The sequence below is a fragment of the Achromobacter piechaudii NBRC 102461 genome (assembly GCF_001571245.1).
In the GTDB taxonomy this organism is placed as follows: Bacteria; Pseudomonadota; Gammaproteobacteria; order Burkholderiales; family Burkholderiaceae_B; genus Achromobacter; species Achromobacter piechaudii.
The window spans coordinates 617,249-630,105 of the sequence record NZ_BCTK01000001.1; the positions used below are offsets into that span (position 1 = coordinate 617,249).

9 protein-coding genes are annotated in these 12,857 nt (G+C 66.5%); 4 read left to right on the forward strand and 5 right to left on the reverse strand.

The genetic code is table 11. The features are described 5' to 3' along the window. The first annotated feature begins 197 nt into the window (after positions 1-197). Positions 198-2,621: a DNA internalization-related competence protein ComEC/Rec2 gene (locus API01S_RS02965; protein WP_061303021.1), complete on the forward strand. Its 2,424-nt coding sequence runs from the start codon at positions 198-200 to the stop codon at positions 2,619-2,621. A gap of 293 nt (positions 2,622-2,914) precedes the next feature. On the opposite strand, the gene API01S_RS02970 is transcribed toward API01S_RS02965, so the two are convergent. From API01S_RS02970 to API01S_RS02990, 5 genes are all read right to left on the reverse strand, one after another. Beyond that, positions 2,915-4,540 carry a four-carbon acid sugar kinase family protein gene (locus API01S_RS02970; protein ID WP_061303024.1) on the reverse strand — a complete coding sequence of 542 codons (1,626 nt, stop codon included), beginning with the start codon at positions 4,538-4,540 and terminating at the stop codon, positions 2,915-2,917. Continuing rightward, complete coding sequence (locus API01S_RS02975; protein ID WP_061303026.1) at positions 4,537-5,814, reverse strand: ribulose-bisphosphate carboxylase large subunit family protein; 1,278 nt, start codon at positions 5,812-5,814, stop codon at positions 4,537-4,539. The genes API01S_RS02970 and API01S_RS02975 overlap by 4 nt, the downstream gene beginning before the upstream one ends. Positions 5,815-5,919: 105 nt before the next feature. Beyond that, positions 5,920-6,459 carry a VOC family protein gene (locus tag API01S_RS02980; RefSeq protein WP_050730161.1) on the reverse strand — a complete coding sequence of 180 codons (540 nt, stop codon included), beginning with the start codon at positions 6,457-6,459 and terminating at the stop codon, positions 5,920-5,922. Between the two features lie 78 nt (positions 6,460-6,537). Next, entirely contained in the window at positions 6,538-8,418 is a 1,881-nt protein-coding gene (locus API01S_RS02985; protein ID WP_006220078.1) for a TRAP transporter large permease, read from the reverse strand. 9 nt (positions 8,419-8,427) lie between these two features. Next, positions 8,428-9,447 (reverse strand): TRAP transporter substrate-binding protein, encoded by a 1,020-nt coding sequence (locus API01S_RS02990; protein WP_050730162.1) that lies wholly within the window; start codon positions 9,445-9,447, stop codon positions 8,428-8,430. Positions 9,448-9,559: 112 nt separating this feature from the next. Here API01S_RS02990 and API01S_RS02995 point away from each other — a divergent pair, with 112 nt between their 5' ends. From API01S_RS02995 to API01S_RS03005, 3 genes are all read left to right on the forward strand, one after another. Next, complete coding sequence (locus tag API01S_RS02995) at positions 9,560-10,618, forward strand: LacI family DNA-binding transcriptional regulator (RefSeq protein ID WP_050730163.1); 1,059 nt, start codon at positions 9,560-9,562, stop codon at positions 10,616-10,618. 144 nt (positions 10,619-10,762) lie between these two features. Continuing rightward, the gene (locus tag API01S_RS03000; protein ID WP_006220074.1) at positions 10,763-11,224 is read left to right on the forward strand and encodes a MarR family winged helix-turn-helix transcriptional regulator; all 462 of its coding nucleotides are present in this window, start codon (positions 10,763-10,765) and stop codon (positions 11,222-11,224) included. A gap of 82 nt (positions 11,225-11,306) precedes the next feature. Beyond that, positions 11,307-12,851 (forward strand): MFS transporter, encoded by a 1,545-nt coding sequence (locus tag API01S_RS03005; RefSeq protein ID WP_061303028.1) that lies wholly within the window; start codon positions 11,307-11,309, stop codon positions 12,849-12,851. Positions 12,852-12,857: the final 6 nt, after the last annotated feature.

Sequence of the window (12,857 nt, forward strand, 5' to 3'; positions counted from 1 at the left end):
AAGGCTGCTGGAAAGCGGCTCTTGAAATTAGGAATGATAATAAAACGCATTAATATTAAAAGCTATGCGCTGATTCGGCAAGACCGGCTTGCGGCAAGCCGAGGTGGATAAAAGCGTTCACTCGGTGATGGGCTGACGGCTCGCTCGTCCTACGCTCATGGTTTTGGGAGAGGGACATCACCGGTCGTTCTTTTTGCCTGGCGTTCGTGGCTGGCGCGGCGTGGGTGCAGTGCTATGCGGTGTTGCCGGGCACGTTGGGTTTGGTGGGGATAGCCATTGCCGGCGTAGCGGCGGGGGCGGGCTGGATGCGAAGCGAAGGGGGCTGTTGTCGCATCCTCTGCGCCCTGATGCTGGGTCTTTGCGCGGGCATCCTCAATGCCTGCTTGCAAGCGCATCTACGGCTTGACGATGCGCTGGTGGACTTGCATCAGGATCAGGTCTCGCGCCTGATCCTGCGCGTTGCCGAGCTGCCCGACGGAGACGAGCGGCATCATCGCTTCGTCGCCGAACTGGCCGAGCCCGCGCGTCCCGGCATTCCGTCTCGCATCCAGGTCACGTGGCAAGCGCCGCCCGGTGCGGCCCAGAGCCTGCCTGCGTTGCTGCCTGGCCAGATCTGGCGGATGGCGTTGGTGTTGCGGCGGCCTCACGGCGTACTGAACCCCGCCGGGCCGGATGCCGAAGCGCGCATGTTCGCGCGCGGGTTGCGGGCCGTGGGCACGGTGCGCGGCAGGCCGCAGTTGCTGGATGACCGGCCGTGGGCGTCGGCGGGTGTGCTCATTGAAAGGGCGCGCCACCATGTGCGCACGGGGATGCGTAAGGCCCTGGGGGACCACCGCTATGTGCCAGTGTTGATTGCGTTGGCGATTGGGGACCAAGCGGGCGTGGCGCGCGATGATTGGCGCATCTTCAACCGCAGCGGCATTACGCATCTGGTCTCGATCAGCGGCATGCACGTGACGTCCATCGCGGGCATAGCGGGCGTGCTGGTGGCGGCGGCCTGGCGGCGCGCGCGTTGGCGCGGGGTGGGCTTGCCGGAATTCCTGCCCTCGCGTGTGGCAGGCGGGGCGGCGGCTGCGGTGGTGGCCTTGCTGTATTGCCTGCTGGCGGGTTGGGGCGTGCCGGCGCGGCGCACGTTCTTCATGCTGTCGGTGGTGCTGGCGGCCGCGATGTCGCGGCTGCCGTTGACGGGGGGCAGGGTGTTGGCGTGCGCGGGGGCGGGCGTGGTGGCCTTGGACCCTTGGGCGCCGCTGTCGGCGGGGTTCTGGCTGTCGTTCGGGGCGGTGGCGATATTGCTGCGCATTGCCGACCTGCCCTTCGATGCCGAGGCGGGGTGGCGCAGGCGATGGGCTAACCGGCTCGCGCAGGCGACGCGCTTGCAGTTGATGGTGACCTTGGGGCTGACGCCGTTGCTGGCGTTTCTGGTGCATCAGGTGTCGGTGGGGTCGCCGCTGGCCAATGCGGTGGCGATACCGTCGGTGACGTTCGTGGTGACGCCCTTGGCATTGTTGTGCGCGGCGCTGTCGGTGTTGCCGGGCTCGGAAGCGGCGGCGGCTTGGGCGGCGCAAGTGGGGTTGGCGGCGTTTGACGCCACGATGGTTCCAGTGGCTTGGGTGGGCAACGCGGACTGGGCCAGCTTTGCGGTGGCGGCCGCGCCGTGGCCGTGGTTGTGGCTGGCCGTGGCGGGCATGGTCTGGGCCTTGCAGACGCGTGGATGGCCGGCGCGGCACATGGGGTGGGTGTGCATGCTGCCGCTCTTGTGTTGGCGACCCGACAAACCCGAACTGGGACATTGGCGCATGAGCGCGCTGGACGTGGGGCAGGGCAGCGCCATCGTGGTCGAGACCGCCAGCCAGGTGCTGCTGTTCGACGCCGGGCCGCGTCATTACGGCGGCAGTGATGCGGGCGAGCGGGTCGTGGCCCCGTTCCTGCAAACGCGCAGCATCTTCGCGCTGGATGTGCTGGTGCTGTCGCACGCCGACCAGGACCACGTGGGCGGCGCGCGCGCCGTGCTGGCGGCGGTGCCGGTGCGGCTGAGTTATGCGTCGTTCGATGTGGCGGCGTTTGTCCGGCGCGATGCTCGTGTGTGGCCGGCGGCGGGGCAGGCGGAGTCCGATGCCACGCCCACGCTGCCGCAACGGATGGCGCGTTGCGGGCGCGGTGACGGCTGGGAGGTGGATGGCGTGCGGTTCACGTTCCTGCATCCCGCCGATGGCGGCAGCGGCGCGCCCTCGGACAAGAACGCCGACAGTTGCGTGTTGCACGTACAGGGCGCCAGCCATGCGCTGTTGCTGACTGGCGATATCGGCGTTGCGCAGGAACGCGAACTGATGGCGCGTGGCTTGGAGCGGGTTGACGTGGTGCTGGCGCCGCACCACGGTTCCGCGTCCTCATCCGGTCGCGATTGGGTGCGCGCGTTGCAAGCGACGCATGCGATAGCCCAGGCGGGCTATCTGAACCGCTTCCGTCATCCTGCGCCTGTAGTGGAACGGCGCTGGATAAGTGCGGGTGCGGTGTTCTGGCGCAGCGATCGAGATGGCGCGGTCATGGCGGAATCCCGCGCGCGCGCACTGCGGGTGTGGTCGCAGCGGGAGGTGGGCGCACGGTATTGGCATGGGCGATAAGAGGGGGAGGACGGGAGCAGACGGGATAGGAGGGGATGGGGGGGATGGGCTGGATGGGCTGGATGGATGGGACGCGACGGTGCGGGACAGGACGCAACAGAGCGGGAAGGACGCGAGGGGGTGGGGCCGGACGGGACGCGACGCGACGGGCGGGATAGGACGCGACAGGACGCGACACGGCAAGAGAGGACGCGACGGGCGGGTTAGGCGCGATGGACAAGCCCTGCGGCAAGTTGGTCAAATCAGAACCACGGCTGCGCCCAGCCGCTACCCGATTGCCGCGCGCCGCTCGTTTACTGCGCGCCCACCACCAAGCGATCGAACAGATCATCCCCGCCCATCTGGCCGCCCTTGAGCATCAGTTCCATGCCATCGACCACGGGATTGTCGCTGCGGGCCACGCTGACGGTGACACCGGGCGCCAGCACGCATCGGAACGCCAGGCCCCAAAGGCCCAGCGCCAACGTCGCCTGGCTCGATGTATCGCCGCCCGCGATACCGACCCGCGCAAGCCGGGTGCCCGCCTGCGCGCTGGCGGCGATGATGGCCGCCGCCAGTTGCGCGGTGGCGCGGGCGGTGGCGGCGGCTTGATCGGACGTGACGGCTTGCTCGGGGCGGTCGGTGTGGACCAGCACGTTGCGACCTTGCGCCAGCGCGTTGGCCGCCAAGCGCACTTGCTCGGCCACGTAGGCGGGCGATTCCAGCAGTGCTTGCACTTGCAGCGGCTGATGCGTGTAGCGCGTGCTGGCGGCAATCTGCCGGGCAGTGACAGGCGACAAACTGCCGGCCATGACCAGCACGGGGCCGGTCGCGGCGGGCAGGGAAGTCACGCTGCCTGCGGACTCGGCGGACTCGGCGGACTCGGCGGACTCGCGCCCAGCCACAACACCGCCGCGCTCGAACTCTGCCGCGCGGGCCAGCGCCTGCTGCACGCTGCTTGGGCCTACCGTCAACAACGGCGCGCGCGCGCCTGCGCGCCAGATCAATCTGCCGATCACGGCCAGTTGCTCATCGTCGGTCAGGTCGAACAACACGGGGCCGTCATGGTTTCGGATCAAGTCATCGATCCAGCCATCCACGGCGGCGACATCGTCGGCGCTGCGCAGACGCGGATACCCGATGTGCGGTATCGATTGAATCCCTTCCAGTCCCTGCGCCGCCAAGTGTTTGCGCAAGTCGGCTTCATGCATCGGCGTGACCGGGTGCTGGCTCATCACGGGATGCCGGTCTATGCGATGGATTTCCGGCGCAGCACCCGCGCGCGCGAACAGCTGCGCAAAGCTGCAATAGCGTCCGATGCTGGGCTGCCCGCCCACGATCGGCACCAGCCGGTTCGGTACGTGGCGGCGCAGTTCGCGGACGGCGACGCCGATGCTGCCGACGTGGGGCGCGCTGTCGAAAGTGGAACAGCATTTGTAGTGCAGCACGCGCGCGCCGGTGCCGGCCATGAATCGTCCGACGGCGCGCAGCTCTACCTGCATGTCGTCGGGGGACATCGCGCGCGCGGCGCCCGCGATGCCAATGGCGTCCAGCGGACCGGCGCGGCGCAGTTGTTCGGGCGTGGGCACGCCCAGGAAAAGCAGGCTGCGTAATCCGGCGCGGGCGACTTCGGCCAGCGTGTCAGTGGCGCCGGTGAAGTCGTCGCCGTACCAGCAGACGCGCGGCCCGTTTGAGCCGGCCGCCGTGCTTGCCGCATCGGTCTTGCGCGAGGGATCGGCCCTGCTTGCGTGATCGGCCTGGCGTGACGGATCGGTCTCGCTTGCGGCATCGGTCTTGCCCGACGCACCGGTCACCCTCGACGCGTCCGTCGCGCCAGACGCATGGATCGCCCTCGACGCATCGGCCACGCCCGACGCATCAGTCACCCTCGACGCGCCGGCTACGCTCGACGCATCATCAAGGTCCCCAGCCCCAGTCATGCCCGGCCGCCAAAAAACTCCAGCGCGCGCTTCAACTCCGGCGCATTACGCGCAAAGTCCTCCAGCGCGTCCCCCTCGCGCACGGCCTGCCACGCTTGCCGAATGCTCTGCACGCCAGCTGCCGGGCCATCCGGGTGGGCCAGGATGCCACCCCCCGACATGAACATCAGATCGTCCGTGCGCACCGCCGCCCACGTTGCGGGCACGGTGCCGGCCCATTGGCCGGACGAGAAAGCCGGCATGACGGCGTCGTCGATGCCTGGGGTCAGCGACGCCAGGCAGTCGCGCGCGGACTCGACAACCTCGCTGTCTTCCTGAGCGAATTTGCCTTGCAGGCCGTGCACGTGCATATGGTCCACGCCGGCCAGCCGCCACAGCGTCTGATAGGCCTGGAAACCCATACCCAGCAACGGCGCGCGAGACAAGGCGCCGTAGCCGTTGCGATGGCCGTGCAGGGCCAGCGGCGTGCTGCGGCGCAGGGTCTGGATGGCGGAGAACCCGCACCAGTTCAGGCTTGCCATGACGCAGCTGCCGCCCTCGCGTTCGATCAGGTCCGCATGCCGGCGCATGGCGTCGGTTTCGTCGCTGATGTTGAACGCCACCATCACCTGGCGGCCCGTGCGTTCGCGGTGGGCGCGCACCACTGCCATCACGGCGGCGACGCGTTGGGCCAAGGGTGCGTGGGCGGGGTTGGCGCAGACCTCATCGTCCTTGATGAAGTCCACGCCCGCCGCGCACAGCTGCGCCACCAGATGCGCGGTCTGCTCGGGCGACAGGCCGACATTGGGCTTGATGATGGTGCCCACCAGCGGCCCTTGCGTCACGCCGGTCAGCTGCCGCGTGCCGTTGATGCCCACCTGCGGCATGTCGAATTGCGCGCGGTAGTTGGCGGGCAGCTCCATGCTTTCCAGGCGCAGGCCGGTGACTTCGCCCAGGTCGTACAGATTGCCGCCGACGGTTGCGGCCAGCGTGGGCAGGTTGGCGCCGACGTTGGCCACGGGAAAGGCAATGCGTATGCGGGCGCGCTGGTACTTGCCCGGCATGCCGCCCGGCTGGCGCGCCAGCCAGGCGTTGGGCAGGCTGGGCGTGTCGGTGGTGTCCAGCAGGTCGATGGCTTCGATGCGGGCGCGCGCCCGGGCGCGCAGTTCGTCGGTTTCGCCCTGCACGCGGGTGAAGGTGCCACACGACTGCTCGCCCGCCATGACCTCGGCGACCCGTGCGGGGTCCATCGGTGTTTCGATCAGGTAGGTCGCGGTAAACAATTGGGAATTCATGGCGATTGAGAAATCAGGGCGATAGGGTGTCAGGGCTGCGGCCAGGGCGCGGCGGGCTCAGAGGCAGGCGCAGAGACTGGCTCAGAGACCAGCTCAGAGACCGGCTCAGAGGCGGGACAGATCCGGGAAGGGGCGCACCGGCTCTTTGCCGTCCCAGCCGTTGGCGCTTTCGCGGATCAGGTCGAACAGACGGCCCTTGGGACCAGCCACTTCCGACAGTTCGATGACCGTGCCCGGGTGGTATTCGGTGTCGAAATAAATGAAGCGACCCTTTTCGCCGACTTCGCCGCTCATCTTGGGCTTGAAGCCCTGGGCCAGCAGGCGCTCCAGATCGGCGTCGTAGCTTTCGGTCCAGTAGGCCACGTGTTGCAGGCCGGTGCGGCCGGCTTGCAGGAAGTCGCGGTACATGGAGGGCACGTCGTTGCGCGTCTGGATCAGTTCAACCTGCACGAAGCCGGAGTTGGCCAGCGCAACCGAGTTGTGCGGTTCGTGGCTGACGCCGTCGTACTTATAGTTCACGATCGGCACGCGCGGGTTGTAGTACCAGGGGCCCACGCCCAGCGTGGTGCTCCAGTAGTCCATGGCGGCTTCGATGTCGTGCACCACATAACCGAGTTGGCGGATTTCGCCCAGGAAACGACTCATGATGGATCTTTATAAAGATGGGTCAGAAAGACGGGAGGGGGTGCGGTCCGAGGCGGGTTGCCGTCGAACCGCATCGGGTCACAGGAAACCGATCGAGAACCAGGGGAAGGCCGCCACCACGATCAGGCCGATCAGCAGCGCCGCGACGTAACCCCAGATGGGACCGATGCCCTCATTGGGATCAACCCGGCTGATGGCGCAGGCGCCGTAGTAGCCCACGCCGAAGGGCGGCGCGAACAGGCCGATGCCCATGGCGAAGATGACGACCATCGCGTAATGCACTTCGTGCACGCCGGCCTGCACCGCAATTGGAAACAGCAGCGGGCCGAACAGCACGATGGCGGGAATGCCTTCCAGCACGCTGCCCAGGATGATGAAGGCCACGATGGACACCGCCAGGAAGCCGTAGCTGCCACCGGGCATGCCGGCCATGAGGCGCGCCAGATCGCCCGAGAAGCCCGACTGCGTCAGCGCCCAGGCCATGGCCGTGGCGCAGCCGACGATCAGCATGATGGCGCCGGACAGGGACGCGGTTTCGATCAGCATGGGACGCAGGCGCGCCCAGTCGAAGCGGCGGTAGATCACGAGGCCGATCAAGGCCGAATACACGATGCCGATGGTCGACACTTCAGTGGCGGTCGCCACGCCTTCGACCACGGCCGCGCGGATGACGAAGGGCAGGGCCACGGCGGGCAGGGCGATCACGAAAAATCGGCCAATCTCTTTAAAGCTGAAACGTTGCACCAGGCTGAGGTCTTCGCGGCGATAGCGCCACCAGACCACCGAACACAGCGCCAGGCCCAGCACCACGGCGGGCAGCAGGCCGCCCGTGAACAGCGCCGCGATCGACACGCCCGTGACCGAACCGATGGTGATCAGCACGATGGACGGCGGTATGGTTTCGGTCTGCGCGCCGGTAGCGGACAGCAGGGCGACCAGATCGCCCGGTTTGGCGCCGCGCTTGCGCATTTCAGGAAACAGCACGGGCGCGATGGCCGCCATGTCGGCGATCTTGGACCCGGAGATGCCCGACACCAGATACATGGCGCCGATCAGCACATAGGACAAGCCGCCGCGCACGTGGCCCAGCAAGCTGGCCAGGAACTGGATCATGGCGCGCGCCATGCCGGTCATCTCGATGAGCGAACCCAGGAAGATGAACAGCGGCACGGCCAACAGCATCAAATGCGACATGCCTTCGTCGAGCCGGCCCACCATGACTTCCATGGGCGTGTTGGTCGTCAGCGCCAGATACGAGAAGGTCGCCAGCGCGAACGAGAACGCAATCGGCACGCCCGAGAACACGGTGGCGGCCACAATGCCCACGAAGAAGATCACCAGGTTCAGCTTGCCCAGCCCCTTGAACATGGGCTGCGCCAGCCAGAACAGCGCGACCACCACGGCTACGCCGGCCAGGGCCATCAACACATTGCGCAGGGGTTGCGTGCGCAACAGGCGCAGCAACGCCACCACCGCCATCAGCGCCATGCCCACGGGGATGGCGGCGGCACGCCATGCGTTGGACAGTTCCAGCGCGGGCGTGGTGATGAAGTGTTCTTCGTGCGCGTATTCGATCGCGGGCGCCAGGATCAGCACCAGGAAGGCCAGCGAGGCGGCCAGCGCGGCGGTCTCAAGCTGCGCGCGCCGCGCCGGGCTGACGTTGTTGACCAGCGCCGTCATGCGCATGTGCTCGCCGCGCCGCAGCGCGACGACCGCGCCCAGCATCGACAGCCACAGGAACAGGATGGACGCCAGTTCGTCGGACCAGACCAGCGGGCTGTGCAGCGCGTAGCGCGCCACGACGCCGGCAAACAGCACGCAGATCTCGATCAGCACGATGGCGGCCGCGATGTGCTCGACCACGCCGCCCAGCACGCTGTCCAGCGCGTTGGCGGCGCGCCGCAGGGGATTGGCCGGCAGCACGGGGGCGGCGGCGTGGGGGGCGGACAAGGAAGACATGGGCAGACCTCAGGCCAGCTTGCCGACGCTTTGTTCCAGCAGCGACCACGCTTCGTTGCCGAAGCGGCCCTGCCATTCCTTGTAGAAGCCGGCGGTGCGCAGCGCCTCGCGGAAGCTGTCGGGCGCGGGCTGGTTGAACTTCAAGCCCTTGGATTCCAGATCGGACTGCACCGAGGCGTTCAGCTTCTTGATGTCTTCGCGCTGCGCCAGGCCGGCTTCGTTGATGCCACGGGCCACGATCGTCTTGAGGTCTTCTGGCAGGCCTTCCCACATGCGGCCGTTGGCGATGAACCAGTAGCCGTCCCAGATGTGGTTGGTCAGCGAGCAGTACTTCTGCACTTCGTAAAGCTTGGCCACCTGGATGATCGGCAGCGGATTTTCCTGCGCGTCCACGACCTTGGTCTGGAGCGACGAGTACACCTCGCTGAACTGCAAGCTGGCGGGCGCGGCGCCCAGGCCCTTGAACATCGAGATCGGCAGTGAGCTGACCGGCACGCGGATTTTCAGGCCGTCCATATCGGCGGCGGTCGACACGGGCGCCTTGCTGCTGGTGGTCTGGCGAAAGCCGTTGTCCCACATCTTTTCAAAGGCGTAGAGCTTGCGCTGCGCGATGGCGGCGCGCACGTGCGCGCCCAGCGCGCCGTCCATGGCGCCCCAGACCTGGTTGTAGTCCTTGAACGCGAAACCGACCGCGTTGATGGCGGCCACCGGCACCAGCGTGGCGATCACCAGCGCCGACGGCGTGAAGAAGTCGATGCCGCCCGAGCGCACCTGCGCCAGCATGTCGGTATCGCCGCCCAACTGGTTGTTGGGGAAAATCTTGATGTCGACGCGGCCGTTGCTTTCCTTCAGGATGCGATCGGCGGCTTCTTGCGCGCGCACGTTCAGCGGATGCGTGACCGGCAGGTTGTTGCCGTACTTGAGCGTGTAGTCGGCCGCGCGGGCGATCAGCGGGAATCCACCGGCCAGGGCAACGGCGGGAACCGCGCAAAGGCGGCGCAGGGCACTGCGGCGTGTCAGCAGCTTCATGGTTGTCTCCAAAATCGTATTTATGATGTTTTTTGATGTGCCACAAAAGCGCCATAACCATGCGGCAGAATGGACAATAGTGAATTGAAGCTATCATCGTCAAACCTTATTCATGATGGTTTTTGATGTGAATAGAACCTCTCCCGACCGCAAGCTTGCCCGCCTGGCCGATGTGGCCGCGCGCGCCGGCGTGTCCACCGCCACCGCCGACCGCGTGCTGAACCGACGGCCCGGCGTGCGCGCCAACACGGCCCAGAAAGTGTTCAAGGCCGCCATCGAACTGGACTATCTGCCCGAACAGGAACTGGCGGCCGCGCCGGCCGAGCCGATGCGGCTGGTGTTCCTGCTGCCGCGCGGCAGCAACCGCTACTTGCGGATGCTGGGCGACACGGTCAGCTACGCGCACGAACACTTCGCGCCGCTGAACGCCAAGTGCCAGATCGAGACCGTCGAAAGCTTCAACCCCGATGCGCTGGCCCAGGCGCTGCTCAAGCATGGCAAGCGCGCCGATGGCATTGCCTTCATGGCGCTGGAGCATCCGGTGGTGCGCGAGGCCGTGAACACGCTGGCGCAGCAGGGCGTGCCCACGGTGACGCTGATCTCCGACCTCGCCAACAGCGCGCGTACCGCCTACGTGGGCCTGGACAATCGCGCGGCCGGACGCACGGCGGGTTATCTCATCGCGCGCTTCATCGGCATGCGCGCCGCGCACGTGGCGCTGATTGCCGGCTCGCGCCACTACCGCGCGCATGAAGAACGCGAAAGCGGCTTTTTGCAGCTGTACGCCGAACAGTTCCAGGCGATGCAGGTGGTCGACCTGCGCGAAGGCTATGACGATGCGCAGCGCAATTACGAGCAGACGCGGCAATTGCTCGAGCAATATCCCAACCTGGCCGGCATCTACAACATCGGCGGCGCGTCCGACGGCGTGGCGCGCGCATTGAAAGAGGCGGGCCAGCAGCATCGGGTGGTGTTCATCGGCCACGGGCTGACGCCCGACACCCGTTCGCTGCTGATCGACGGCACCATGGACGCGGTTATCACGCAAAGTCCGATGGAAGCGCTGATGAGCTGCGTGCGCATTTTCAGCAACCTGCGCGACAAGCGCAGTCCCATGAACGGCGTGGAGCTGGCTCGCAGTCAGGTCATCTTTCGGGAAAACCTGCCTTGAAGCGCTTTGCGGACGGATGCGTCGCTCCCCACAACCAGCATCAACAAAACGTCAGGCTTGCGTTTTAACTGCCTAGGCAGATAAAATCATCCCGGTCGTCGCCAACCGTCTTTTACGACCGAACCCGTCACCCGCGAGACCGCCATGCCTACCGCCAAACCCGCCGTGCTGGACCGCTTTTATACCGGTGAACTCGGTTTCATGATTACGTCGGTGCGCGGCAGCATTCACGAGGCGCTGGAACGCGAGCTGGCGCCTTTCGAACTCACGACGCCGCAGTATGTCGTGCTGAACTGCCTGGCGAAAGGGTGGGGCCGCACGCTCAGTGATTTCTGCCGCGTGCTGGCGTATGACTCGGGCGCGATGACGCGGCTGCTGGATCGCATCGTGGCCAAGGGCTTTATCCGCCGCGTGGAAAACGAAGCCGATCGGCGCAGCTATCTGATCGAACTGACCGAACTCGGCCAGGCCGCGTTGCCCCAGGCGCTGGCGGCGACCGAGATTGCCATGCGGCGTCTGCTGGCCGGTTTCTCCGAGGCGGACGCAGAAATGCTGCACAAGCTGTTGTCGCGTTTGCTGATCAACGCGGAGGCCGCGCAGCCGTAGCCGTACCTAGAGCCGTACCCGGCCGTCAAATTTTTTTATCTATTTATCTGCCTAGGCATATACAGCCTGGGCATAAAACCCCATGTCCTCTACCAATACCGCCGTTGCACCCCGCATACCGCCCGCCTTGCTGGCGACGATCGGCGCGCTGACCTTCATCGACTTCCTGCAAAACGGCATGGTCACCTTCGCCGCCACGCCCATCATGGGCGAGATCGGCGCAAGCCCCGAGGAATACACCTCGGTCGCCGTCATCTACGCCTGCGTCGCGGTGGTGATGATTGCGTTGCAAGGATGGCTGGTGCATCACCTGGGCCTGCGTCGCTATCTGTTGGCCTCGCTGGGCGCTGCGGCGGTGGGCGCGGTGGTCTGTGCGTCGTCTCGCAGCGAAGCGGGGTTTCTGCTGGGCCGGGTGTCGATGGCGATGGGTTGCGCAGCCATGCTGACCTCGTCGCGCCTGACCGTGAACCTGATCGCGCCGGGTCCTGCGCGCTTTGTCGGAATCAAGGCGTTGGCGACGGGCTTATGCACCGGCACGGCGCTGGGGCCCTTGCTGGCGGCGGCGGCCGTGGATCACGATGGCTGGCCGCTGATGTTCTGGCTGGTGGCCGGGTTGTCGGTGCTGGCGATGATTCCCGTCGCGCGCGCGATGCCGGGCAGGCAGGCGGGCGCCACGGTCGCGGGCCAGGCGCGGCTGGTGCCCATTGCCGCATTGGGGTTGGGCAGCTATCTGTTGCTGCACGCGTTGCAGCGTTCCTATTACGACTTTTTCAGTGACCGTCACCGGTTGCTGTTGTTCGCGTTGACCGGCTTGCTGGCGCTGGCGTATTTCGTGCGCGCCGAGACGCGCAACGGAGCGCCGCTGCTCAAGCTGGGCGGCCTGAAAGAGGTGCGCTTTCTCGCTGGGCTGGCGCTCTTCATGTTCTGCTATCTGATGCTAGGCGCCAATGGCTATCTGGTGCCGCAGATGCTGCAACGCGCGCTGGGCTTGTCGTGGGCCAACACGGGCATGTTCTTCGCGATGGGCCTGGGGGCGGGCGTGCTGACCTTCGCGGTGATGTCGCGCTTGCTGCCTCGCTGGCCGTCGCCACGCAAATTCTTCGTGACGGGGTTTCTGGCCTTGGCCGCGTTCGGCGTGCTGATGTCGCGGCTGACGCCCGCCGCCGACCCGTGGACCGACGTGCTGCCCGCGCTGGCCTGCTATGGCGTCTTCATCATGATCCTGATGCCTGCCACCGCCATGAACACGTTCAACGGGCTGACCCATGATCCAGCCGTGTTCGCGCACGCGCAGCAGGTCAAGAACATGCTGGCGCAGGTGGGGCAGGCGCTGGGCATCATGGCGGCCACCGTCGGGCAGCAGTGGTTGAGCTCCGAACACTACAACGTGCTGCAAGCGCGTATCGCTTCGGGCAACGGCAACTTCGAAGCGGCCAGAACGGCATTGAGCGGCGTCTATGCGGCGGTGGCCGATCCGGTGCAGGCGCAGCGGATGGCGTTGGCGCACATCGCGCAGTTGGTGGACCAGCAATCGGTGCTGTTGGCCAACCTGGATCACTTTCGTGCGCTGGCGGTGCTCGCGCTGGCGGGCGCGCTGGTCAGCGGGATACAGCGGGTGTTCCGATAAGCCGGC